Genomic DNA, 22892 nt, shown 5'->3' on the forward strand with positions numbered 1-22892 from the left:
CACCGAAGGCAAGCTCGGCGGCCAGGCCACCGTCCGCGGCGTCGCGGGCACCTGGAAGGACCTCACCGACAACGTCAACGTCATGGCCACCAACCTGACCGACCAGGTGCGCAGCATCGCCACGGTGGCGGCCGGCGTGGCCAACGGCGACCTGTCGAAGAAGATTTCGATCGTCGCCCAGGGCGAGGTCGCGGCGCTCGCCGAGACGCTCAACGGCATGGTCGAGACGCTGCGCGCGTTCGCCGACGAGGTCACCCGCGTGTCGCGCGAAGTCGGCACCGAAGGCATCCTCGGCGGCCAGGCGCGGGTCCCCGGCGTGGCCGGGACCTGGAAGGACCTGACCGAGAACGTCAACTTCATGGCGCACAACCTGACCAGCCAGGTGCGCAACATCTCGCAGGTGACCACCGCGGTCGCGAAGGGCGACCTGACGAAGAAGATCGACGTCGACGCCCGCGGCGAGATCCTCGAGCTCAAGACCACGATGAACACGATGGTCGACCAGCTCTCGGCGTTCGCCTCCGAGGTCACGCGCGTGGCGCGCGAGGTCGGCACCGAGGGCAAGCTCGGCGGCCAGGCCGAGGTCGACGGCGTGTCCGGCACCTGGCAGCGGCTCACCGAGAGCGTGAACCAGCTGGCCGGGAACCTGACCACCCAGGTCCGCGCGATCGCGCAGGTGGCGACCGCGGTGACGGCGGGCGACCTGACCCGGCACATCACGGTCGACGCGTCCGGTGAGGTCGCCGACCTCAAGGACAACATCAACCAGATGATCGCGAACCTCAAGGAGACGACGAGGACCAACCGCGAGCAGGACTGGCTGAAGACGAACCTCGCGCAGCTGTCCGGCCGGATGCAGGGACACCGCGACCTGGCTTCGGTCGCGGCGCTGATCCTGTCCGAGCTGGCCCCGCTGGTCCGGGCCCAGCAGGGCGCGTTCTTCCTGGCCCGCGACGACGACCGCGACGGCACGGTGCTCGAGTGCATCGCCGCCTACGGCCTCGCGCAGTCCCGCGCCGGCCTGCGGTTCGCGATCGGCGAGTCGCTGATCGGGCAGGCCGCCGTGGACCACCGCACGATCCTGGTCCAGGACGCACCGCCGGAGTACGCGCTGGTGTCGTCCGGGCTCGGCTCGGCGTCGCCGGTGAACCTGATCGTGCTGCCGGTGCTGTTCCAGGGCGAGGTGCTCGGGGTGCTGGAGCTGGCTTCGGTCAACGAGTTCAGCACGGTCCACCAGGACCTGCTGGAGCAGCTGCGGCACACGATCGGCGTCAACGTCAACACGATCCTGTCCAACTCGCGGACCGAAGCGCTGCTCACCGAGTCGCAGCGGCTGGCCCAGGAGCTGCGGGCGCGCTCGGAGCAGCTGCAGGCCCAGCAGGGCGAGCTGCGGCGGTCCAACACCGAGCTGGCCGAGAAGGCCGCGCTGCTGGCCCAGCAGAACCGCGACATCGAGGTCAAGAACAGCGAGATCGAGCAGGCGCGTCAGGAGCTGGAGGAGCGCGCCGGGCAGCTGACGGTGGCGTCGCAGTACAAGACCGAGTTCATGGCCAACATGTCGCACGAGCTGCGGACGCCGTTGAACAGCGCGTTGATCCTGGCGAAGCTGCTCTCGGAGAACCCCGAGGGCAACCTGACGGAGAAGCAGATCCAGTTCGCGAAGACGATCTACGCGGCCGGGTCCGACCTGCAGCAGCTGATCAACGACATCCTGGACCTGGCCAAGGTCGAAGCGGGCCGGCTGGACATGCAGATGTCCGACATCACGCTGCCGGAGCTGGTGGACTACGTCGAGTCCCTGTGCCGCCCGCTGACGGCGGACAAGGGCCTGGAGTTCGCGGTCCACATCGACCCGCCGGTGCCGGGCAGCGTCCACACCGACGAGCACCGCCTCCAGCAGATCCTGCGCAACCTGCTGTCGAACGCGGCGAAGTTCACCGACGAGGGCGGCGTCCGCCTCCACATCCGGGCGGCGGACCCGGCGGAGGTGGAGCAGGAAAGCTTGAAGAACGCGCCCGGCATCATCGCGTTCGCCGTCGAGGACACCGGGATCGGGATCCCGGAGGAGAAGCTGGCGGTGATCTTCGAGGCGTTCCGCCAGGCGGACGGCACGACGAGCCGCAAGTACGGCGGCACGGGCCTGGGGCTCAACATCAGCCAGCAGCTGACCGAGCTCCTGGGCGGCGAGCTGCGGGTGGTGAGCGAGCCGGGCGTCGGATCGACGTTCACGCTGTACCTCCCCGTGGCGGCGGCCAACCTGGTGGACCCGGCAGTGACGGCGTTGTCCGCACCTCGCCTGCCGGCGGTCCCCAGCACGGTCCTGGTGGCGGCCCCGGACGTCACCCCCAAGCGCTTCCACGGCGAGAAGGTCCTCATCGTCGATGACGACTTGAGGAATGTGTTCGCGCTGGCAGCGGTCCTGGAGCAGGCAGGCCTGGAGGTGGTCTACGCGGAGACGGGCGTGGACGGAATCCGGGCACTGGAGCGCCACGACGACACGGCACTGGTCCTGATGGACGTGATGATGCCGGAGCTGGACGGCAACGCGACGATCGCGGCAATCCGGGCAGAAGCGGCCAACGCGGACCTGCCGGTGATCGCGGTGACGGCCAAGGCCACACCCGAGGACCGTGCCCGCACCCTGGCCAGCGGAGCCGACGACTACATCACCAAACCGGTGGACACGGACAAACTGCTCGACGTGATCGCGGCATCCCTGGAAGCGGACGCCGCATCGTTTGGAGCGGGTGACGGGAATCGAACCCGCGTAGCTAGTTTGGAAGACTAGGGCTCTACCATTGAGCTACACCCGCGTGCCCCCGGAGGTACCCGGGTGCGAGGTCAGCTTAGCGTGACCCGCTAGGCTGACCGCACACCCCCCTGGGGGTGTCACGGGATGTGGCGCAGCTTGGTAGCGCATTCGCTTTGGGAGCGAAGGGTCGCAGGTTCAAATCCTGTCATCCCGACCCGGGTTCGAGGCTTCGCTTCGCGGGCGCCTCTTACCCTCCTTCATTTCTCCCGGGGGCCGAGCCCCCGGACCCCCACGGTGCCTCTGCCTCCGTCTGGGCGGTCTGCCGCGGCTCGCACCCCTGGCCGCAGCTAACTGGTCTGCCGCTGCTTAACCGGCTTCCGCCTCCGCCTGGGCAGTCCGCCGCGGCTCGCACCCCTGGCCGCAGCTAACTGGTCTGCCGCCGCTTAACCGGCTTCCGCCTCCGCCTCGGCAGTCCGCCGCTGCTGAACTGACCCTGGCTGCAGCTGGGTGGTCTGCCGCTGCTGAACTGCCTCGGGCAGGTGGCCGCAGGTGGGTGGCCGCCGGCGGCGGCCACCCCTCCCTGGTCAGTGACCGTATGCCACCAGCGTGTTCGTTGCCGGGACCACCACCAGACCGCCGCCCGCCGCCAAGCCCGTCAGAGGCTGGGACACGTTGTGCTCGTCCGGGGCGGCGATCGGGGAACCCACGTTCGTGGACCACACCGGCTCACCCGTCGCGCCGTTCAGCGCCCACAGCTGGCCCGTGCGGGACCCCACGTACACGTACCCGTTCACGACGATCGGGGCCGACGACAGCTGGTTGTCGCCCGCGAACGTCCAGCGGGACTCCAACGTCCGGCTGTGCCGCTCCGTCAGCACGCCGTTGTCGACGAAGTAGCCCTGGTGGCCGTCGATCGCCGGAGCCGGGGTCCAGCCGTCCGCCGCCTCGTACGTGCCGCGGACCGCGCCGTTCGCCAACGTGAGGACCGCGGGCTCCATGCCCGCGTCGTCGCGGATCCACAGGCCGCCGTCGGCCACCACCGGGGTGCGGCCGCCGCCACCCGAGCAGCTGGTCGAGTGGTGCCAGATCGGCGTGCCCGACTTCGGGTCGAAGGCGTAAGCCTGTTCACACGCATAAGCAACGTAGACGCCGCTCGCCGTGACGGCCGGCGAGCTGTCGTCGCCGTTCGCGACCCCCTGGGTCCACAGCACCGCGCCAGTCGCCGCGTCCACCGCGTACAGGGTGCCGCCCGAGCCGGCCCCACCCGTGTACACCACACCGGCCGCGAAGGTGGGCGGTGAGCTGAAGGCGGACTGACCGGGCATCTTGGCGGACCACAACTCCGCCCCCGTCGCCGGGTTGAACGCGCTCAGCACGCCGTCGTAGTTCTGCGCGTAGAGCCGGCCGCCCCCGTACGCGAGGGCGGACCACCAGTACGTGCCGCCGAGTCCGACGGGAGCCCAGGCATCCTGGCCGGTCGCCGCGTCCAAGCCGTGGAGAATGGTGCCGTACCCGTTCGGCGACGACGACGTGACGAACACGCGCCCGCCGGCGACGATCGGGTACGACACGTTCCCACCCAGATCACGCGCCCACTTGCGGTCGAGCGGCGGCGCGGCCACACCGGCGTCGACCAGGGTGCCGTCGTGCCGGGCGTCGACCTGGTAGGTGACCGAGACACCGGTTTGCGCCGCCTGCGCGGCCGGCGCCGCGAACCCGGCGATCGGCAGGACAGCACCCACCACAACGGCAATGGCTCTTCGGAAGTTCACTCGTGTTCCCCTCGGTCCGGCCCCGCCGCGGCGGGACGTGCGGGAGCGGGCCGGCCCCCGGATCCGGCGGCCCGCAACCCATCCCCACAGAACCCGGACGATATCCGCTGGGTCCGACATTTTCGGACCATCGCGCGACGGCATGAGCGTCCCACCGCCAGCGCGACCGGCCCGCGGGTACGTGATCCGCGACGACAGTCCCGCCCGGCACGGTATTCGCAGCGGGCGCACCGAAAAACGACGTAAAGCGGTGAGTCCCGACGAGCGGGAATCCCGGCTCCGAGCTACGACGAAGCCACCCGGCCCGCCGGTAGGTGAACCAGCCACTCGGTCAGCGTCGAGGCGATCAGCTCCGGTTGGTCCTCCGGCGTGTGGTGGCCCGCCACCACCGGGTGGTGGACCACCTCCAGCGACGCGAACGTCCGCGTGAACCAGTCGATCATCGGTGGGGTCAGCATCGTGTCGAACGCCGGCTCGAACGTCATCAGCAGCTTCGGGACCGCAGGTGACGAAGCCAGCCAGTCGTCGAACTTCCCGATCCGCGCCACCACCTCGGGCGGTGAGCCACCCAAGGGCAGGGACTGGGCCCAGCGCAGCAACGGGATCCGCGACGACGGCGTCGGATACATACTCGCGTACTCAGGCGGGAGACTCCCGAGGAAGTCCGGGAGGTCGGTGACTCCCGGCGCCTTGATCGCGCGGAACACCTCCGCCCCCGCCGGCGGGAACTCCTCCCAACTCATCGGCTTCAGGATCGCCTCCGTGAACGCCAGAGCCCGGACGCGACCGGGGTGGCGGGACGCCCAGTCCGCCGCCAGCGCTCCTCCCCAGTCGTGGCCGACCAGGACCACGTCCTCCAAGGAAAGGGCGTCGAACCACGCGTCCAAGTAGCGGGCGTGGTCGTCGAAGGAGTACTCGATGGACGGACGCTCCGAGGCGCCCATGCCGATCAGGTCCGGGGCCAGCCTGCGGCCCGGCACCGACGGCAGCACCTTGCGCCACAAGTACGACGACGTCGGGTTGCCGTGCAGGAACACCACCGGTGCGCCCTCGCCCTCTTCGCGGTGGGCCAGCACGCTCACTTGAACGCCGCCGCGGTGCGCGCCGCCCAGTCGCCGAACGGGCGCGCCGGGCGGCCCAGTACCTCCGCGACGTCCGGGCTCACCCGCTGCTCCCCGGGCAACGGCGTGCCCAGGATGTCCAGCGTCGCCTCGGCGACCTCAGCGGGCATGAAGCCCGACATCGCCGAAAGCGCTTCCTCGCGAGTCTGCGAGATGAAGCGCACCGGCTCGCCCAATGCCGTGCCGATGGCCGCCGCCTGCTCCCGCGGAGAAATCGGAGCCGGACCCGTCAGCTCGTACGTTCGGCCCGCGTGCGAGGGATCCAGGAGACAAGCTGCCGCCACCGAAGCGATGTCTGCCGGGTCGATCACCGGTAGCCCGACATCGCCGAACGGCGCTGCCAGCGTCCGTGACGAACGCACGCTTTCCGCCCACTGCAACGCGTTCGACGCGAAGCCTCCCGGGCGCAGCACCGTCCATTCCAGACCCGACCCGCGCACCGCGTCCTCGAAGAACGCGGGGTGCCGGCCCGTTCCGACACCCTGCGAGGACAGCAGCACGACCCGCGCACCGCCCATCTGGTCCAGTACCGGCGAAAGCGGGCCCCGGAAACCCGGTGGCAGCAACAGGAACACCGCCGACGCGCCCTCGAAAGCCGGACGCAGCGACGCCGCGTCCGACAAGTCACCCGGAAATTGCCCACGGCGGGACACGGCCCGCACTTCTTCACCCGCGGCCGTCAAAGCTTCCGCCAACGGCCGTCCGACGTTTCCCGTCGCTCCAGTCACCACGATCATGCGGACGACGCTACATTCGGACGTATAGTAGGTACCTAGAGGAAAGTATTGGATGGAGGCCGTGAAAGTGACCGAGACCACACCCGAGCTCGCCTGCCCGATCGCCCCCATCGTCGACATCGTCTTCAGCCGGTGGACGACGCCGATCCTGTGGGCACTCAACGAATACGGGCGTCAGCGGTTCGTCGAACTCGAGCGCCGCATCGCGACCATCACCCCGAAGGTGCTCACCCAGCGGCTGCGGCAACTGGAACGCGACGGCCTGATCACCAGGACCTACCACGCCGAAGTCCCGCCGCGGGTCGAGTACGAGATCAGCGACCTCGGCCGCAGCCTCGGCCCGATGTTCGCCACCCTCGCCGACTGGTCGCCCAACCTCGGCAAGGTCGAAGCGGCGCGGCAGGCCTACGACTCCCGCGGTTCCACCAGGTAGCCGTCGTGCCGTTCGCGTAGCCGGCCGGCGACTTGATGCCGCGTGGGAAGACATGAATTTCCGCCGGCCGGGACCCTACTCGCTCACCTGCCGGGCCGTCGCCATCGCGCGTTCGGTCTCCCAGAACGCCCGCATCGACGTGATCAGCCCGTCCTCGCCGACTCGGTAGACGAACACCCCGTCGGTGTCGACGCGGTAGCCGCCCGGCAGGTACGTCGTGATCGTGCCGACGTTGGCGCACTCGTCCCCCGCCGCGTGGGAGTCGCGGATCGTGAACTCGAAGCGCTCGACGTTGCCGATCGTCTTGTCCCAGAACGCGCTGATCCCGTCGCGGCCGTGGTGCCCCTTGCCCTCTTCGTCGAAGAACGACGGCCCGACCGGGTCCTCGACGACCGCGTCGGGGGCGAACAGGTCCAGCCACGCCTCCTTCTCCCCCGCCGTCACCGCGGTCATCGACGCGAACGCCGCACGCCGCGCGGGCGGCTGCTCCGCCGACGTGTCCCAGCTGACCTGCACGCCCATGGAAGTCACTCCTCGAACTTGGCGATGATCTCGGCGCCGAACTTGTGGATGGATTCGAGCTTCGGCTCGACCGGCGCGTCGAACCCGACGCCGTCGAACACCCACGGCATGGTGATGATGTCCGTGACGCCGGCCTCGGCCTGCTCGCGGTAGCCGTCGAGACCGAACTTGTCGATGCAGACGGCCTGGTACTCGAACGGGTCGTCGGCGCGGCCGCGCTCGGCCAGCAGCTCCTTCAGCCGGGCGATCGTGTCACGCAGCTCGTCGAGCTTCATCATCGCCGACGACCAGCCGTCGGCGACGCGGGCCGCGCGCCGCAGCGCGACGTCGGTGTGGCCGCCGATGTAGAACGGCACCCGCTTCGGCGGCGCCGGGCTCATCTGGATCTTGTCGAAGTCGTAGAACTCGCCGTGGTACTCGACCATGCCGCCGTCGAGGAGCAGCCGGAGGACATCGATGGCCTCGTCGACGCGCTTGCCGCGCCGCTCGAACGGGACGCCGCAGTACTCGAACTCCTGCGGCAGCCAACCGACGCCGAGCCCGAGGCCGAAGCGGCCGCCGGTGAGCACCGACGCCGAGCCGACCTGACGCGCGAGCAGCACCGGGTTGCGCGAGCCGAGCTTCAGCACGGACGTGTAGAACTCGATGCGGCTCGTGACCGCGCCCATGGCCGCCGTCGCGACCAGCGGGTCGACCCAGGGCGTGTCGGCGGTCCAGAACCGGCTGCCGTCGGGCGTGTACGGATAGTCTGTGGACACCGTCTCGGCGTAGAAGAGCGAGTCCGGCAGGGCGATGGACGCGAAGCCCGCCTCCTCGGCGGCCTGGGCGAGTTCGCCCAGCTGATCAAGCGGGTTCATCGCGATCGACAGGGTGAACTTCATAGCGTCGAACTATAACGTGTTCTAGTTTCTTCGGCCAGCTCTGACGGTGTGCCGGATCACGTCACGGGAACCCTCCGCGTAGCGTCCGCGTTGTCCGAATCAAAGGTGACTTCCGGTCACCGGGGCACCGAGCTTCTGGGAGTGGTCCATGGGCACCGCGATCTTCCTGATCGTGCTCGTCGTCGTGATCGTCGGTGGCGGCCTCTATTTCTCGCGGCAGCGCGCCGCGGCCCGGCAGCGGGAACTCGACGACGCGAAGGCCGACGCCCGGCGCCTCGTCGAGCGGCTCGGCGGCCAGGTCCTCAACCTCAACGGCAACGACACCGCGTCGATGCAGGCGATGGCGGACGCCGCCGAGCGGTACAACGCGGCCGGCTCCCAGATGGAGCAGGCGCGCACGATCGAACAAGCCCGGCTGGTCAAGGACACCGCCGTCGAAGGCCTTTACTACGTCCGCGCCGCGCGCGTCGCGATGGGCATGGACCCCGGCCCGCAGCTGCCGGAGGAGGCCGAGCGCGAGCGCGCCGGCAAGGTCACCGAGCGCCGCGACGTCGACGTCGAGGGCCAGCACTACGCCGCCTCGCCCGACGCGGGCCAGGACACGCCGTACTACTACCCCGGTGGCCGCGTGGCCGGGCGGCCGGTGCCGCAGGGCTGGTACAGCGAGCCGTGGTGGAAGCCCGCGCTCGTCGCCGGCGCCTGGGGTCTCGGGTCGATGTTCCTGTTCAGCGCGATGTTCTCCGGCATGGGCGGCATCGCCAGCGCCTCGGCGTGGGAGTCGGGCTACGACGCGGGCCAGCAGGACGCGCTCGAGTCCGGTGACGGCGGCGACATGGGCGCTGACGGCGGAGGCGACATGGGCGCTGACGGCGGAGGCGACATGGGCGGCGACGCCGGCGGCGACTGGGGCGGTGGCGGTTTCGACGGCGGCGGCTTCGATGGCGGAGGCTTCGACGGCGGCGGTGGCTTCGACTTCTGAGGCCCCGGGTTTCAAGCGCCCCAATGTGGCGTTCGGTGCGTCCCACGCACCCAACGCCACATTGGGGCGCTCGGGGCGCTCGGGATCAGGCGGGCTGGCAGGTGGGGCACCAGTAGAGGTTGCGGCCCATCAGCTCCGAGTTCGCCACCGGTGTCCCGCACACCAGGCACGGTTGTCCGGCCCGGCGGTAGACGTACACCTCGCCACCGTGGCGGTCCACCCGGGCCGCGCGGCCCATCGCCTCCGGCAGGTGCTCCGGGCGGACCGTGTCGATCCGGCCGACGCGGACGCCGTCGCGCATCAGCGTGACCAGATCGGCCCACACGTCGTCCCACAACGCCCGGTCCAGCGCACGTCCCGGCGTCAGCGGCGCGACGCCGTGGCGGAACAGGACCTCGGCGCGGTAGACGTTCCCGACGCCCGCCAGCACCGCCTGGTCCATCAGCAGCGCCGCGATCGACGTCTTCGAGCGCGAGATGCGCGCCCAGGCCTGTTCGGGTTTCGCGTCGCGGCGCAGCGGGTCCGGGCCGAGGCGCGCCTTGATCGCGTCGACCTGGTCGGGGGACAGCAGCTCGCACCGGGTCGGCCCGCGCAGGTCCGTCCAGTGCGTCCGCCCGGCCAGCCGCAGCCGGACCTGCCCCACCGGCTCCGGCGGGGGCAGCGGGGACTCGCCGAACGTGCCGTAGAGCCCCAGGTGGATGTGCACGGTCCCGTGTGGACCGTAGTCGTGGAAGAGGTGCTTGCCGTACGCCTGGGCGCCGACGAACACCTGACCGTCCAAACGGGACGCTTCGGCGGCGAACCGGCCCTGCGGGCTGCTCACCTCGACCGGGGCGCCGGCGTACCGCCGCTTGTGCAGCCGCGCGAGCCGGTGGAGCGTGTGCCCCTCGGGCATCAGGCCTCCGGCAGCGCCGGCGGGGTGCCGGTGCGCTCGTAGTCCAGCAGCTGCCGGACGCGGCGCGCGTGCCGTTCCTCCGGCGAGACCTCGGTCGCCAGGAAGGCTTCGACGATCTCGGTGGCCTGCTCGGCGGTGTGCATCCGGGCGCCGACGCCGATCAGCTGGGCGTGGTTGTGCTCCCGGCACAGCTCGGCCGTCTCGACGCTCCACGCGAGGCCGCACCGCGCGCCGGGGACCTTGTTGGCGGCGATCTGCTCGCCGTTGCCGGAGCCGCCGACGACGATGCCGCGGCTGCCCTCGTCGGCCACCACGCGCAGCGCCGTCTCGACGCAGAACGCCGGGTAGTCGTCGGCCGCGTCGTAGACGTGCGGACCGATGTCGGTGACCTCGTGGCCCTGCTTCTCCAGGTGAGCCACCAGGTGGTTCTTCAGCTCGAAGCCGGCATGGTCGGATCCCAAGTAGACACGCACGGCTGGGAGTCTGCCATCACGGCCGGTTTCGGGCATGCTCCGGGGGTGGGCATCTGGGAGCAGACGGGGTACGACGTCCGGCTCGACTGGGGCGCCGAAGGCGTGGCCGCCCTCGGCCGGGAATGCGCCGTGCTGATCGTCGTCGACGTGCTCTCCTTCAGCACCACCACGGATCTCGTGGTCGGCCGGGGCGGCCGCGTGCTGCCGGTCCGCTGGCGCGACGAGCGCGGGGTGGCGCGGGCTCGGGCGGCCGGCGCCGTCATCGCGGGCGAGGGCGCGTTCACCCTCAGGCCGTCTTCTGTGACGGAAATCCCGCCGGGAACGCTGCTCGCGCTCCCGTCGCCCAACGGCGCGACGCTGTGCGACGCCGCCGCGGCGACCGGTGCGCGGGTCCTCGCCGGCTGCCTGCGCAACGCTTCCGCCGTCGCCGCGAAGGCGCGTGACGTGGGCAGCCCGATCGGGCTCGTCGCCGCCGGGGAACGCTGGGGCGTGAACATCTTCGGTGCAGGCGAAACGTCCGGCCCGCTGAGGCCGTGCGTCGAAGACCAGCTGGGCGCCGGCGCGATCGCCGCCGCGCTGGCCGGGCTCGGCCTGTCGTTGTCCCCCGAAGCCGCGCTCGCCGCCCGATCGGTCGACGTCGCGGCGCTGGCGAGCTGCGTGTCCGGCCGCGAGCTGACCGAGGCCGGGCACGGCGGCGACGTCACGCTGGCCTCGCAGCTCGACGTGAGCGATGCTGCTCCCGTACTGAGCGAAGGAGTACTGGCATGAACGGGCGCTGGATCGAGGTCGCCGACGGCGTGCACGCGCGCCGCTACGAAGAGCTGGACCTGACCGTCGGCCTGGTGGTGGGCGCCGACCGCTGCCTGGTCGTCGACACGCGCGGCGACCTCGAGCAGGGTGCCGAGCTGGCGGCCGCGGTCCGCGAGCTGACCCCGCTGCCCTGGTCGGTCGTGTACACGCACGCCCACTTCGACCACACCTGGGGCACCGAACGCTTCGCGCCCTGCCCGGTGTGGGCGCACGAAGGCTGCCGCGCCGAGCTGACCGAGGACCCGGAGGGCGCGCGCGCCACCTGGATCGCCCACTACCGCAAGCAGGGCAAGACGGAGACCGCCGACGCCATCGCGCGCACCACGTTCGTCGTGCCCGACCACCTGTTCACCGACCGGACCGAGCTCGACCTCGGCGGCCGGACGGCCGTCCTGCTGCACCCCGGCCGGGCTCACACCGACCACGACGTGATCGTGCACGTACCCGACGCGGGGGTGGTCTTCGCGGGGGACATCGTCGAGAACGCCGAGCACGGCTTCAGCGAGTTCTCGTTCAGCTCCGAGTCGGATCTGACCGCCTGGCCGGACACGTTCGACACGATCCTGGCCCTCGAGCCCCGGGTGATCGTGCCCGGCCACGGCGAGCCGGTCGACGCCGACTTCGTCCGCTACCACCGCCACGGCCTGCACGAGCTGATCGCGCTCAAGGCGGCGATGGGCCGCGGTGAGACGACCGAGGCCGCCGCCGTGGCGGCTTCGCGCTACCCCGGCGACGTCACCTTGGCCGCCCTCGCGACACCTTGAAGGAGACTCAGTCGAAGTTGAGTTCGCCCGACCGGGTGCGCTTGAGCTCGAAGAAGTCCGGGTAGCTCGACAGCGCGACGGCGCCGTCGAACACCTTCAGGGCGTCTTCGCCGCGCGGGATCGAGGTCAGGACCGGGCCGAAGAACGCGACGCCGTCGATGTGGATCGTCGGGGTGCCGACGTCCATGCCGACCGGGTCCATGCCCTCGTGGTGGCTCTTCTTCAGCGCCTCGTCGTACTCGGTCGAGTGCGCGGCCTCGGCCAGCTCGGCCGGCGCGCCGATCGCGGCGAGCGCCTCCTTGATCACCGTGTCGTAGTCCTTGACGCCCTGGTTGTGGTAGCGCGTGCCGAACTCGGTGTAGTAGTCGCGCAGCACCTCTTCGCCCTTGAGCTGTGACAGCGCGACCGCGACGCGCACCGGGCCCCAGCCCTTCGCCAGCAGCTCCTTGTACTGCTCGGGCAGCTCGTCGCGGCCCTCGTTCAGCACCGACAGGCTCATGATCCGGAAGTGCAGATCGAGGTTGCGGTGCTTCTCCACCTCGAGGATCCAGCGCGAGGTGATCCAGGCGAACGGGCAGATCGGGTCGAAGTAGAAGTCGACCTTCGTGGGCTGCTCGGCAGCGGTCATCAGGTTCTCCTGTGCGAAGTCAGGTCCGGTCCGGGGGCGGGCACACCCCCACACAGCGGCCCAACACCTCCGGACCCGGGCTTGTTCCCCATCGCCCGCCACCCCGTCCCCATGATTGGATGCGAGGAGTTGAAAACCGATACCAACGACCAGAGGTGCCTGTGCCCGCCCCCAACCTGACCCGCGACCAAGCCAAGCTGCGCGCGGACCTGCTCGACGTCACCGCGTACGACATCGAGCTGGACCTCACCGACGGCCACGGCGGCCCCGGTGAGAAGACCTTCGCGTCGAAGACGACCGTCCGGTTCTCCAGCGCCCGGGCCGGCGAGCGGACGTGGGTCGACCTCGTCGCCGACCGCGTGCACTCGGCCACCCTGAACGGCACGGACGTCGACATCAGCGCGTACGTCGAGGACAAGGGCATCGCGCTGGCCGGCCTGGCCGAGGCGAACGAGCTCACCGTGACCGCCGACTGCCGGTACATGAACACCGGCGAAGGCCTGCACCGGTTCGTCGACCCGGTCGACGACGGCGTCTACCTGTACACGCAGTTCGAGACGGCGGACGCGAAGCGGATGTTCGCCTGCTTCGACCAGCCCGACCTCAAGTCGGTCTACCGGCTCACCGTGATCGCGCCGGACGGCTGGAAGGTCGTCTCGAACACGATGGCGGAGTCCGCGGAGAAGACGCCCGAGGGCGCCGTCCGCACGGTGTTCAAGGAGTCCGAGCGGCTCTCGACCTACCTGGTCGCGCTGGTCGCCGGCCCGTACGCCGAGTGGACCGACGAGTACACCGACGAGCACAAGACCATCCCGCTCGGCATCTACTGCCGCGCGTCGCTGGCCGAGCACATGGACGCCGACCGCCTCTTCACCGAGACCAAGCAGGGCTTCGGCTTCTACCACGAGAAGTTCGGCACGCCCTACCCGTTCTCCAAGTACGACCAGCTGTTCGTGCCCGAGTTCAACGCGGGCGCGATGGAGAACGCCGGCGCCGTGACGTTCCTCGAGGACTACGTCTTCCGCAGCCGCGTCACCCGCTACGCCTACGAGCGGCGCGCCGAGACGCTGCTGCACGAGATGGCGCACATGTGGTTCGGCGACCTGGTCACCATGCGCTGGTGGGACGACCTGTGGCTGAACGAGTCGTTCGCGACGTTCGCGAGCGTCCTGGCCCAGGCCGAGGCGACCGAGTACAAGAACGCGTGGACCAGCTTCGCGAACATCGAGAAGTCGTGGGCCTACCGGCAGGACCAGCTGCCCTCGACGCACCCGATCGCGGCCGACATCGTCGACCTGCACGCGGTCGAGGTGAACTTCGACGGCATCACCTACGCCAAGGGCGCGAGCGTGCTCAAGCAGCTCGTCGCCTACGTCGGGCTGAACCACTTCCTCGACGGCCTGAAGGTGTACTTCGGCAAGCACGCCTGGGGCAACGCCACGCTGGCCGACCTGCTGGGCGCGCTGGAGGAGGCGTCCGGGCGCGACCTGTCGTGGTGGAGCGCGCAGTGGCTGGAGACCACCGGGCTGAACTCGCTGAGCCCGCGCTACGAGATCGGCGCGGACGGGACGTTCACGTCGTTCGCCGTCGTGCAGTCGGGTGCGAAGCCGGGGGCCGGTGAGCTGCGCACGCACCGCGTCGCCGTCGGGATCTACGACGAGGACGGCTCGGGCAAGATCGTCCGGACCCAGCGCGTGGAGCTGGACGTCGACGGCGAGCGCACCGAGGTGCCGGACCTCGTCGGGCGGCCGGCGGGCAAGCTCGTGCTGGTCAACGACGACGACCTGACGTACTGCACGATGCGGCTCGACCCGGCGTCGCTGACGACGCTGATCGACCGCGTCGCCGACATCACCGAGCCGCTGCCGCGGACGCTGTGCTGGTCGGCGGCGTGGGAGATGACCCGCGAGGCCGAGCTGAAGGCCCGCGACTTCGTCACGCTGGTGCAGCGCGGCATCCACACCGAGACCGAGGTCGGCGTCGTCCAGCGGCTGCTGCTGCAGGCCCAGACGGCGCTCAACTCGTATGCGGAGCAGGAGTGGGCGGCCTCGACCGGCTGGCCGGCGTTCACGACGCGGCTGCTGGAGCTGGTCCACGCGACCGAAGCGGGCTCGGACCACCAGCTGGCGTTCGTCAACTCCCTCTGCGGGTCGGTGCTGGACGCGGGTTCCCTGGACGTGGTGGCCGGCTGGCTGGACGGATCGGCGCCGCTTCCCGGCCTCACGGTGGACACGGACCTGCGCTGGCGCCTGCTGCACGCGCTGGTGGCGCACGGCAGGGCGGACACGGCCGAGATCGACGCCGAGCTGGCCCGCGACAACACGGCGACGGGCCGCCGCCAGGCCGAGCGCGCGCGTGCCTTGCGCCCGACGGCGGAGGCCAAGGCGGACGCGTGGCAGCGAGCGGTGTACGACGACGAGCTGCCGAACGCGGTCAGCGACTCGCTCATCTCGGGCTTCTCCCACCCGGGCCAGAGGGCACTGCTGGGTGCGTACGTGGCGCGGTACTTCGAGGTGATCGACGAGGTGTGGCAGCGCCGGTCGAGCGAGCGCGCGCAGCCGATCGCGATCGGGCTGTACCCGTCGTGGGCGGTGGCCCCGGAGACGGTGACGGCGTCGGACGAGTGGCTGGCTGGCGAGCACTCGCAGGCCCTGCGGCGGCTGGTTTCGGAGGGCCGTGCGGGGATCGTGCGGGCTTTGGCCGCTCGGGACTTCGACGCTCAGGCTTGAGTTCGGGCGCCCCAAGGCGGCCTTGGTTGCGTCTGACGCACCGAAGGCCGCCTTGGGTGCGTCTGACGCACCGAAGGCCACATTGGGGCGCGCGAGACCCGCGCCGGACGTGGTGAACGACGCAGCAGCACCGCCCCCAGAGCCCGGGCCCGTCGCAGGGCCCGAACTCTCGCAGTGAATGACTCATTCCTGGCGTCCGGCGCCAGGAATGAGTCATTCACTGCGCACGACTTCGACGCCCGGACCTGAGGTCCACCACTTGAAAGCAGCCCTCGCCAAGGCGGGATTCCGGCGAAGGCGCTCGGCCAGGCCGCCCCGGCACAGGTCGACGTGGTGCCTCGGCAAACGTCTTGAATGGGTCATGCAAGACCTTCCAAGACCTGAATGACTCATTCAAGACATTTGAATCCGGCTGCGGCGGTCGAGGCGGCCCTCTGCCCAGGTGGAGGCGCTACTGAACCCGGCTTCGCCGGATTCGGTGCCGCGAATGAGTCATTCGCGACGCTCGGATCGCGGAAGCAGGCGAGCCTGCTGGGATTCATTACCCGCCGGCGGCGGAAGCCAGGCGGCTGATCCGCGACTTTGCCGGGTCCCAGCCCCGCCCAGAGCGGCCCCCGCCCTCCCAAGGCAGGGTTCCGGCAAAGTCACCCAGCCTGGCTGCCCCCGGCGCAGGCCACGGGCGCGGTGCCCTGGGCAAACATCTTGAACGGGTCATTCAGGACCTCCCAAGACCTGAATGACCCATTCAAGACCCCTGGATCCGGCTGCGGCGGTCGAGGCGGGCCCTGCCGAGGCGGAGGCGAATGAGTCATTGGGGGCGTCTGAAGTCCCGAATGAGTCATTCGCGACGTCCGAACCGCGGGCGCGGACGAGTGGGCTGGATTCCGTTGCGCTGTAGCGGCGGAGGCCAGGTGGCTGAACCCGCGACTTTGCCGGGTCCCAGCCCCGCCCAGAGCGGCCCCCGCCCTCCCAAGGGGGGCGTGCCCTTGTCCAGCGTATCGGGGGCGCCCGACGAAAGCCGCGGATCGGCCGCCGCGAGGGTCTGGTTGTCCACATCACGGCGGTGGTGTGGACAACCGGGTCAAGCCGGCGCCGGACGTGAAAGAGCCCCGCACCTCGTCGAGGTGCGGGGCTCTTTTCGTGCCAGAAGGTCAGCGGGGCGCGGGGCCCGCCTGGTCGGACAGCATGCGCAGCGCGTTCACCAGGCCGTTCACCAACCCGCGCACCAGGTCGCCCTCCTTGAAGGACGCCACCATGCTCGCCACCGCCAGCTTGGCGCCGCGGTCGGGGAGGCGGACGTACGCCGCCTTGCCGGTCACGATCTCGATCAAGCGCTCGCCCGGGGAAACCGCGATCAGGACCGAGTTCGCCGGGTTCGCCGTCGTCGCGTGGAGCTTCTCCGCCGCCGATCGGCTGTCCGCTCCCAGCTCGCCGAGGTACAGGCTGAAGTCCAGACCGGTCTCGCGGCTCGCGAACGTCAGCGCCTCGTCGAGGCGGGCCAGCTGGCGCGTGTTGAACGGGCTCGTCGGCGCTTCCGGCTCGTACATCTTGGCGGCCGACACGCGGCCGCTGGACGTGAGAGCTTCGCCGTAGCCCAGTTCGGACTCGTCGACGCGCTTCGTCAGCTCACCAGTTGCCACGAGCGCCTCCTGCCGCGGTCGGGGCGCCCTCGGGCGCGCTGTTCTCGGTGGCGGCGTGGTGCCCGGCACCGACCCCTTCGGGGTTGGCGCTCCACCACATGGCCGGGTAGTCCCAGGCCTGGCCGGACCGGTGCCGCGGGGCACCGCCGGACCTGCGCCGGAGCGTCAGCAGCCCGGCGAGGCCGTAGATGGCCAGCGGGATCACGGCGAAGACCACGATCGTCTCGACAACGTTCACGGCGCTGAGCGTATCGGATGACCTCCGCGCCCACCGCGCGCGCCGCACTCGACCGTTCGTCGTAAGCCGACTGCCGTCCGCCGCTTGGCTCGCGGCCACTGGAACGTTGGGGCGAAGAGCGTCGGGCCGAAAGGTTGCAACTCAACGTACAGGCGGCCGCACCCGCCGCTGTCGTCTTGTCGCAGCCTTGAAATCCTCGTAGCTTTTTCACCTGTACGGGCCTTGCGCCCCGCTCCCCAGCCCCAGCAGGTAACGCACCGGTCCCAGGAGGCCTTGCCATGAACAGCGTCCACACCCCCGCACAGGCGATCACCGAGGCCACCTCGTCACCCAGCGAAATCGAATTCGTGCCCGGAACGCGTGTGACGGCGGGCACAAGGGTTACGCGGGGTACACGCGTCACTCGCGGTACACGCGTCACGGCGGGAACGCGCGTCACCATGGGCACCCGGGTGACGGCGGGGACGCGGGTCACGCGAGGTACCCGGGGCACCCGCGTCACGATGGGCACGCGCGTGACGGCCGGGACCCGCGTCACCTGCGGCACCCGGGTCACGCGAGGCACGCGCGTCACCCGCGGCACGCGCGTCACCATGGGGACCCGCGTCACCTGCCAGAGCGACTACGCGCTCGCTGCCTGACCCTTCGCTCCAGGTCCGTACGCCTTACCTGAACACGCGCAAGCACCCGGCTCGCCCCGGTCCGCCGCAAGGCAGCCGGGGCGCCGGCATGTCCAGGCTCCGCCGTGAGAGCCCTGTACTGTCCGAGGCTTCGCACCGGGCCGGGGGCTCCGCCACCCGGAGCCCCCGAAAACAGTCAGGCGGCGGAGCCCAGATACGGACGCCAGAGCGGATCGGCCTCCTTGGAGTGCGCGAGCAGCCGCCAGTGCGGGCCATGGGGAGCCCGCGGGACGACGCGCAGCCGCCAGCCGATCTCCGAGAGCAGCCGGTCCGCCTTGCGGTGGTTGCACTTGGCGCAGCAGGCGACGCAGTTCGTCCAGGCGTGGGGCCCGCCCCGGCTGCGCGGGATGACGTGGTCGATCGTTTCGGCCCGCCCCCCGCAGTAGGCGCAGCGGTACCGGTCGCGGTGCATCAGCCCGGCGCGGGTGAGCGGCACTTTCGCCCGGTAGGGCACGCGCACGTAGGTGCTGAGCCGGATCACCGAGGGCACCGGCAGCGACACCTTCGCCGAATGCAGCTCGATGCCGCCGGGATCACCGTGCACCACTTCGGCCTTGCCGCACATCACCAGCACGACGGCTCGGCGCAACGGCAACGCGGTCAGCGGCTCGAAAGTGGCGTTGAGCAGGAGCACCCGGCGCCTGCCCCACGAGGGGGCGGCCGGATCCCGGCCTCTACGCTGTCCGGGCGGGCGGGTAATTCCCCCTGGGCGGTTCCCCGGCCCGGCCGGGACGGCTCCGCCGGATGCGGAACCCCCCGGATAGGCGCGCAGAACCACCTCTGGCGTCTCGGCGGCCATGGCTTGGCCGGAGACGCCGCGGGGGCTGGGTTGTCGGTCTGGCACTCGACCACCTCCAGGGGCGTAGGCATAGTCGACCACAAAACAGCCCCCCAGCGCACGTGTGTTACAAGACGTGTCACATCCGCGCGACCCAACATCCACTTACAGTTGGGCTCACCGACCTGATCGGAAGGATGATCGAACTCCCGTGTCCCCCCTGCTCCCCTCCGCCAAGCCGCCCTGCGTCGACGACGTGAGCACCTTCTGTCACCAGGTGTATCTGGCGACGAACAACGAGTGGCTGGCAGGTTCGGCGAACTGGCTGCTGACCAAGCCGCTGAAGATCCTGATGATCATCGTGATCGCGTTCGTCGTGCGGCTCCTCGTGCGGCGGCTGGTCAACCGCGTCACCACGCTCCCCCGCAGCAGCGGGAAGCTCCCCGCGCTGCTGCGTCCCCTGCGTGAGCGCGCCCCCGAGGTGCTGGGCTCCGCCGTGATCGAACGGCGCCGCCAGCGCGCGCAGACCATCGGCTCCGTGCTGAAGTCGATGGCGACGTTCCTGATCTACGGGCTCGCGTTCATCCTCGTGCTGGGCGAACTGGGCATCAACCTGGGCCCGATCATCGCTTCGGCCGGCATCATCGGCGTCGCGATCGGGTTCGGCGCGCAGAACCTCGTCAAGGACTTCCTGTCCGGCATCTTCATGATGGTCGAGGACCAGTACGGCGTGGGCGACGTCGTGGACGTCGGCGAAGCTTCCGGCACCGTCGAATCGGTCGGCCTGCGCATCACCACGCTGCGCGACCTCAAGGGGACGGTCTGGTACGTCCGCAACGGCGAGATCCTGCGCGTCGGCAACTCGAGCCAGGGCTTCGCGGTCGCGGTCGTCGACGTCCCGCTCGGTTACTCCGCCGACGTCGAGCGCGCGACCACCGTGCTCGGCGAGGCGGCTTCGGCCGCGACCGAGAGCGACCTGCTGAAGGACAACATCCTCGAGCCCCCGGAGATGCTCGGCGTGGAAAGCGTCACCCCGGAAGGGCTGCAGCTGCGCTTGACCGTGAAGGTGCGGCCGGGCAAGCAGTGGGCGGTCCAGCGAGCCCTGCGGGCCCAGCTGCTGGGGGCCCTGGAAGAGGCCGGCTTCGAGCCCCCGCTCGGCCGGCTGTTCCCCAACGCCGCCTCGGTGGCCGCGAAGAAGTAGCGTCCCGTGGCCGGGTCGTGAGATGGCTCACGACCCGGCCCGCGTGGTTACGCTGGGAAACGGGTTCGCGACCTTCCGGCGAGGGGCGGGACCGGGCGTCGGGAACCCGCACCCGGAGGGCAAAATGGAAGGCGTGTCTGCAGTGAGCGAACCGGCGAACCTCTACGAAGCGGTGGGCGGCGAACCCACGTTCCGCCGGATCGTCGCGCGGTTCTACGAAGAAGTCGCGCGAGACGAGATCCTGCGCCCCCTCTACCCCGAGGAGGACCTCGGGCCGGCCGAGGAACGCTTCCGGCTGTTCCTCATGCAGTACTGGGGCGGCCCGCACACCTACTCCGACCAGCGCGGGCACCCGCGGCTGCGGATGCGGCACGCGCCGTTCAAGATCGGGCCGATCGAGCGCGACGCCTGGCTGCGCTGCATCCGGATCGCCGTCGACGAGGAGAACCTCGAGGAGCCCTACCGCGGGCAGCTCTGGGCCTACCTGGAGATGGCCGCCCACAGCATGATGAACAGCTTCGTCTGATGAGACCGGAGCCGGGAGAACCCGCCTGGTGGCGTGATGCGGTGTTTTACCAGGTCTACGTCCGTTCGTTCGCCGACTCGGACGGCGACGGCGTCGGAGACCTGGAAGGCATCCACTCCCGGCTCGGCTACCTGGAGCTGCTGGGCGTCGACGCGCTGTGGCTGACGCCCTTCTACCGCTCCCCGATGGCCGACCACGGCTACGACATCGCCGACCCGCGCGACGTCGACCCGATGTTCGGCACCCTCGGCGACTTCGACGTGCTGCTGACCGAGGCGCACAAGCGCAACATCAAGGTCACCGTCGACGTCGTGCCCAACCACACCAGCAACCAGCACGCCTGGTTCAAGTCCGCGATGGCGGCCAAGCCGGGCAGCCCGGAGCGCGACCGCTACATCTTCCGCGACGGCGTCGGCCCGAAGGGCGAGGACCCGCCGAACAACTGGGTCAGCGCGTTCGGCGGCCCGGCGTGGACCCGGGTGCCGGACGGCCAGTGGTACCTGCACCTGTTCGCGCCGCAGCAGCCGGACCTCAACTGGACCAACCCCGAGGTCGCCGCCGATCTCGAACGGACCCTGCGCTTCTGGCTCGAACGCGGCGTCGACGGCTTCCGCATCGACGTCGCGCACGGCATGGCCAAGCCGCCCGGCCTGCCGGACATGGACCCGCGCGCCGACGCGCACGGGCCGAGCCACTACTACGACCCGCGGTGGGACCACGACGGCGTCCACGAGATCCACCAGATGATCCGCAAGGTGCTCGACGAGTTCCCGGAAGCGATGGCCGTCGGCGAGATCTGGGTGACCGACGAAGAACGCCTCTCTCGCTACCTGCGGCCCGACGAGCTGCACCTGGCGTTCAACTTCCGGCTGGTGCTCACCCACTTCGACGCGGACGCGATGCGCACGGCCATCCAGCGCTCCCTCACCGTGCCGGCGAAGGTCGGCGCGCCCGCGACGTGGACGCTGGGCAACCACGACGTCTGGCGCCAGGTCAGCCGCTACGGCGGGGGCGCCGCCGGCGTGCGCCGCGCGCGGGCGATGGCGCTGGTCGAGCTGGCGCTGCCCGGCGCGGTCTACCTGTACAACGGCGAAGAGCTGGGCCTGGCCAACGTGGACATCCCGCTCGAGGAGATGGCCGACCCGCGCGCGAAGACCAGCGGGGCCGAGTTCGGGCGGGACGTCTCGCGGGTGCCGTTGCCGTGGGAAGGCGACCTGCCGCCGTTCGGGTTCTCCCGCAACCCGCGAACGTGGCTGCCGATGCCGGGCGAGTGGGCCGGGCTGACGGTCGAGAAGCAGATCGAAGACGCCGATTCGACGCTTTCGCTGTACCGGCAGGCGATCGAGCTGCGGAAGACGCATCCGGCGTTCAGCGGCGACGAGCTGGAGTGGTACGGCGCCCCGGCCGGCTGCTTCGCGTTCCGCCGCAAGAGCGGCGGGCTGGTGTGCGCGCTGAACACGTCCGCGAGCCCGATCGCGCTGCCGCCGGGCGAGGTGCTGCTGAGCAGCAGCCCGCTGGTGGACGGGAAGCTGCCGGCGGACTCGGCCGCCTGGCTCGTCTAGAGCGGCACCCACCGGCCGGGCTTGGCCACGGTGGCCGCCTCGGGCGCGGGGCCGCGCGCGATCTGGTTCACGCGCTGGTGCGACAAGCCCACCAGGTCGGCGATCGCCCGCTGCGGGATCTGCCCGTTCAGCGTGGCGACCAGGCGGGCGCGGACCCCTTCCCGCCACTGCGCCACCTCTTCGGCGAGCCTCTCCGCCTCCTGGTACTGCAGGACGAGGTCGGTCGCGTCCGCGTCGTCGAACTCGTAGCGCCACCGGAGGTGGAACCGCTCGGCCGGGAGGCCGGTCAGGTTCGCGACGATCTTCCGCATGCCGGGGTCGACGTCGCCGAACTGCTTGAACCCACCCTCGGCGCCGTCGAGACCGTCGGTCACCTTCGCCGTCCACAGACCGGCTTCGCGGGTCACGGCCACGGTGAACGCCGGGAACCTCATCAACTGGCTCACCTCCGGGAAGGCGCGGACTGTAACCAATCGGTCACGAGCCTGTCAACCGCTCTGGTCGCCCGAGCCGTCGTCGAAGGCGCCGCTCGCCAGCCACGCCGCCAGCGCCGCGGCCTGGAGGTAGGGCGCCGCTTGGGCGGCCGCCCGGCCCGCCGCTCGCGTGCGGCCCCACCTCTCAGGACGCTCGGCGCGTTCCGGCGCCTGCTCCCCCGGCGGACGCTCGAGACGCCAGGGCGTCTCCTCCGCACGGACTTCGTCGAGGAAGTCCGCCGTCGGATCGTCTTCCGGGGGCATGGCTCCAGCGTGCCACCGAAACCCGGCGCACGCC

At 70.5% G+C, this 22892-nt stretch carries 23 protein-coding genes and 2 tRNA genes; 11 read left to right on the forward strand and 14 right to left on the reverse strand.

Annotation, left to right across the window (positions count from 1 at the left end):
* The coding region (locus ACZ4TR_RS17795) for a HAMP domain-containing protein (protein ID WP_465288130.1) at positions 1-2788 on the forward strand (2788 nt) is incomplete at its 5' end.
* On the opposite strand, the gene ACZ4TR_RS17800 is transcribed toward ACZ4TR_RS17795, so the two are convergent.
* Positions 2740-2813 (reverse strand) — tRNA-Gly (locus ACZ4TR_RS17800). The two genes, ACZ4TR_RS17795 and ACZ4TR_RS17800, sit on opposite strands and share 49 nt — an antisense overlap.
* Before the next feature lie 79 nt (positions 2814-2892).
* Between ACZ4TR_RS17800 and ACZ4TR_RS17805 the strand changes: the two genes are divergently transcribed.
* Positions 2893-2966: transfer RNA gene (locus ACZ4TR_RS17805), tRNA-Pro, on the forward strand.
* A 370-nt stretch (positions 2967-3336) separates the two neighbouring features.
* On the opposite strand, the gene ACZ4TR_RS17810 is transcribed toward ACZ4TR_RS17805, so the two are convergent.
* The 3 genes from ACZ4TR_RS17810 to ACZ4TR_RS17820 form a co-directional block, all read right to left on the reverse strand.
* The gene (locus tag ACZ4TR_RS17810; RefSeq protein WP_465288012.1) at positions 3337-4494 is read right to left on the reverse strand and encodes an outer membrane protein assembly factor BamB family protein; all 1158 of its coding nucleotides are present in this window, start codon (positions 4492-4494) and stop codon (positions 3337-3339) included.
* A gap of 314 nt (positions 4495-4808) precedes the next feature.
* Positions 4809-5606, reverse strand: a complete 798-nt coding sequence (locus tag ACZ4TR_RS17815) for an alpha/beta fold hydrolase (protein WP_465288013.1) — start codon at positions 5604-5606, stop codon at positions 4809-4811.
* Positions 5603-6382, reverse strand: a complete 780-nt coding sequence (locus tag ACZ4TR_RS17820) for an NAD(P)H-binding protein (RefSeq protein ID WP_465288014.1) — start codon at positions 6380-6382, stop codon at positions 5603-5605. The genes ACZ4TR_RS17815 and ACZ4TR_RS17820 overlap by 4 nt, the downstream gene beginning before the upstream one ends.
* A gap of 52 nt (positions 6383-6434) precedes the next feature.
* On the opposite strand from ACZ4TR_RS17820, the gene ACZ4TR_RS17825 reads away from it, so the two are divergent.
* A complete protein-coding gene (locus ACZ4TR_RS17825; RefSeq protein ID WP_465288015.1) occupies positions 6435-6815 on the forward strand; it encodes a winged helix-turn-helix transcriptional regulator in 381 nt (126 codons plus the stop codon).
* Between the two features lie 75 nt (positions 6816-6890).
* Here the strand turns inward: ACZ4TR_RS17825 and ACZ4TR_RS17830 are convergent, their stop codons facing one another.
* Together ACZ4TR_RS17830 and ACZ4TR_RS17835 are read right to left on the reverse strand one after the other, a co-directional pair.
* Entirely contained in the window at positions 6891-7337 is a 447-nt protein-coding gene (locus ACZ4TR_RS17830) for a nuclear transport factor 2 family protein (protein WP_465288016.1), read from the reverse strand.
* Between the two features lie 5 nt (positions 7338-7342).
* Positions 7343-8218 (reverse strand): LLM class F420-dependent oxidoreductase, encoded by an 876-nt coding sequence (locus ACZ4TR_RS17835; RefSeq protein WP_465288017.1) that lies wholly within the window; start codon positions 8216-8218, stop codon positions 7343-7345.
* 148 nt (positions 8219-8366) lie between these two features.
* On the opposite strand from ACZ4TR_RS17835, the gene ACZ4TR_RS17840 reads away from it, so the two are divergent.
* The gene (locus tag ACZ4TR_RS17840) at positions 8367-9197 is read left to right on the forward strand and encodes a hypothetical protein (protein ID WP_465288018.1); all 831 of its coding nucleotides are present in this window, start codon (positions 8367-8369) and stop codon (positions 9195-9197) included.
* 85 nt (positions 9198-9282) lie between these two features.
* Here ACZ4TR_RS17840 and ACZ4TR_RS17845 read toward each other — a convergent pair whose 3' ends face one another.
* Together ACZ4TR_RS17845 and ACZ4TR_RS17850 are read right to left on the reverse strand one after the other, a co-directional pair.
* Complete coding sequence (locus ACZ4TR_RS17845) at positions 9283-10092, reverse strand: Fpg/Nei family DNA glycosylase (RefSeq protein WP_465288019.1); 810 nt, start codon at positions 10090-10092, stop codon at positions 9283-9285.
* A complete protein-coding gene (locus ACZ4TR_RS17850; protein WP_465288020.1) occupies positions 10092-10565 on the reverse strand; it encodes a ribose-5-phosphate isomerase in 474 nt (157 codons plus the stop codon). Before ACZ4TR_RS17850 ends, ACZ4TR_RS17845 begins: the two co-directional genes overlap by 1 nt.
* Before the next feature lie 45 nt (positions 10566-10610).
* On the opposite strand from ACZ4TR_RS17850, the gene ACZ4TR_RS17855 reads away from it, so the two are divergent.
* Positions 10611-11333: a 2-phosphosulfolactate phosphatase gene (locus ACZ4TR_RS17855; protein WP_465288021.1), complete on the forward strand. Its 723-nt coding sequence runs from the start codon at positions 10611-10613 to the stop codon at positions 11331-11333.
* Positions 11330-12139 (forward strand): MBL fold metallo-hydrolase, encoded by an 810-nt coding sequence (locus ACZ4TR_RS17860; protein WP_465288022.1) that lies wholly within the window; start codon positions 11330-11332, stop codon positions 12137-12139. The genes ACZ4TR_RS17855 and ACZ4TR_RS17860 overlap by 4 nt, the downstream gene beginning before the upstream one ends.
* Positions 12140-12146: 7 nt before the next feature.
* On the opposite strand, the gene ACZ4TR_RS17865 is transcribed toward ACZ4TR_RS17860, so the two are convergent.
* On the reverse strand, positions 12147-12767 hold the full coding sequence (locus ACZ4TR_RS17865) for a mycothiol-dependent nitroreductase Rv2466c family protein (RefSeq protein ID WP_465288023.1): 621 nt from the start codon (positions 12765-12767) through the stop codon (positions 12147-12149).
* Between the two features lie 161 nt (positions 12768-12928).
* Between ACZ4TR_RS17865 and pepN the strand changes: the two genes are divergently transcribed.
* Complete coding sequence (pepN, locus tag ACZ4TR_RS17870) at positions 12929-15496, forward strand: aminopeptidase N (protein WP_465288131.1); 2568 nt, start codon at positions 12929-12931, stop codon at positions 15494-15496.
* Positions 15497-16647: 1151 nt separating this feature from the next.
* Here the strand turns inward: pepN and ACZ4TR_RS17875 are convergent.
* The gene (locus tag ACZ4TR_RS17875; RefSeq protein WP_465288024.1) at positions 16648-17136 is read right to left on the reverse strand and encodes a DUF5130 family protein; all 489 of its coding nucleotides are present in this window, start codon (positions 17134-17136) and stop codon (positions 16648-16650) included.
* Positions 17123-17374: an aa3-type cytochrome oxidase subunit CtaJ gene (gene ctaJ, locus ACZ4TR_RS17880; RefSeq protein ID WP_284742167.1), complete on the reverse strand. Its 252-nt coding sequence runs from the start codon at positions 17372-17374 to the stop codon at positions 17123-17125. Before ctaJ ends, ACZ4TR_RS17875 begins: the two co-directional genes overlap by 14 nt.
* Before the next feature lie 278 nt (positions 17375-17652).
* On the opposite strand from ctaJ, the gene ACZ4TR_RS17885 reads away from it, so the two are divergent.
* Positions 17653-18015 (forward strand): hypothetical protein, encoded by a 363-nt coding sequence (locus tag ACZ4TR_RS17885; RefSeq protein WP_465288025.1) that lies wholly within the window; start codon positions 17653-17655, stop codon positions 18013-18015.
* 175 nt (positions 18016-18190) lie between these two features.
* Here the strand turns inward: ACZ4TR_RS17885 and ACZ4TR_RS17890 are convergent, their stop codons facing one another.
* Complete coding sequence (locus ACZ4TR_RS17890) at positions 18191-18688, reverse strand: HNH endonuclease (protein WP_350310664.1); 498 nt, start codon at positions 18686-18688, stop codon at positions 18191-18193.
* A gap of 400 nt (positions 18689-19088) precedes the next feature.
* Here ACZ4TR_RS17890 and ACZ4TR_RS17895 point away from each other — a divergent pair, with 400 nt between their 5' ends.
* The 3 genes from ACZ4TR_RS17895 (at position 19089) to ACZ4TR_RS17905 (ending at position 22121) form a co-directional block, all read left to right on the forward strand.
* Positions 19089-20033, forward strand: a complete 945-nt coding sequence (locus ACZ4TR_RS17895) for a mechanosensitive ion channel family protein (RefSeq protein ID WP_465288026.1) — start codon at positions 19089-19091, stop codon at positions 20031-20033.
* A 142-nt stretch (positions 20034-20175) separates the two neighbouring features.
* A complete protein-coding gene (locus ACZ4TR_RS17900; protein WP_364524483.1) occupies positions 20176-20559 on the forward strand; it encodes a globin in 384 nt (127 codons plus the stop codon).
* On the forward strand, positions 20559-22121 hold the full coding sequence (locus ACZ4TR_RS17905; protein ID WP_465288027.1) for a glycoside hydrolase family 13 protein: 1563 nt from the start codon (positions 20559-20561) through the stop codon (positions 22119-22121). The genes ACZ4TR_RS17900 and ACZ4TR_RS17905 overlap by 1 nt, the downstream gene beginning before the upstream one ends.
* Here ACZ4TR_RS17905 and ACZ4TR_RS17910 read toward each other — a convergent pair.
* Together ACZ4TR_RS17910 and ACZ4TR_RS17915 are read right to left on the reverse strand one after the other, a co-directional pair.
* Positions 22118-22555, reverse strand: a complete 438-nt coding sequence (locus ACZ4TR_RS17910) for a hypothetical protein (protein WP_465288028.1) — start codon at positions 22553-22555, stop codon at positions 22118-22120. The two genes, ACZ4TR_RS17905 and ACZ4TR_RS17910, sit on opposite strands and share 4 nt — an antisense overlap.
* A gap of 54 nt (positions 22556-22609) precedes the next feature.
* Positions 22610-22858: a hypothetical protein gene (locus ACZ4TR_RS17915; RefSeq protein ID WP_465288029.1), complete on the reverse strand. Its 249-nt coding sequence runs from the start codon at positions 22856-22858 to the stop codon at positions 22610-22612.
* Positions 22859-22892: the final 34 nt, after the last annotated feature.

This window comes from Amycolatopsis sp. NPDC028719 (assembly GCF_055565395.1).

Coding starts and splice junctions, on each gene's coding strand:
- ACZ4TR_RS17820 (WP_465288014.1), bottom strand. CDS start 6,382: ATGATCGTGGTGACTGGAGCGACGGGAAACGTCGGACGGCCGTTGGCG.
- ACZ4TR_RS17825 (WP_465288015.1), top strand. CDS start 6,435: ATGGAGGCCGTGAAAGTGACCGAGACCACACCCGAGCTCGCCTGCCCG.
- ACZ4TR_RS17830 (WP_465288016.1), bottom strand. CDS start 7,337: ATGGGCGTGCAGGTCAGCTGGGACACGTCGGCGGAGCAGCCGCCCGCG.
- ACZ4TR_RS17835 (WP_465288017.1), bottom strand. CDS start 8,218: ATGAAGTTCACCCTGTCGATCGCGATGAACCCGCTTGATCAGCTGGGC.
- ACZ4TR_RS17840 (WP_465288018.1), top strand. CDS start 8,367: ATGGGCACCGCGATCTTCCTGATCGTGCTCGTCGTCGTGATCGTCGGT.
- ACZ4TR_RS17845 (WP_465288019.1), bottom strand. CDS start 10,092: ATGCCCGAGGGGCACACGCTCCACCGGCTCGCGCGGCTGCACAAGCGG.
- ACZ4TR_RS17860 (WP_465288022.1), top strand. CDS start 11,330: ATGAACGGGCGCTGGATCGAGGTCGCCGACGGCGTGCACGCGCGCCGC.
- ACZ4TR_RS17865 (WP_465288023.1), bottom strand. CDS start 12,767: ATGACCGCTGCCGAGCAGCCCACGAAGGTCGACTTCTACTTCGACCCG.
- ACZ4TR_RS17885 (WP_465288025.1), top strand. CDS start 17,653: ATGAACAGCGTCCACACCCCCGCACAGGCGATCACCGAGGCCACCTCG.
- ACZ4TR_RS17905 (WP_465288027.1), top strand. CDS start 20,559: ATGAGACCGGAGCCGGGAGAACCCGCCTGGTGGCGTGATGCGGTGTTT.
- ACZ4TR_RS17910 (WP_465288028.1), bottom strand. CDS start 22,555: ATGAGGTTCCCGGCGTTCACCGTGGCCGTGACCCGCGAAGCCGGTCTG.
- ACZ4TR_RS17915 (WP_465288029.1), bottom strand. CDS start 22,858: ATGCCCCCGGAAGACGATCCGACGGCGGACTTCCTCGACGAAGTCCGT.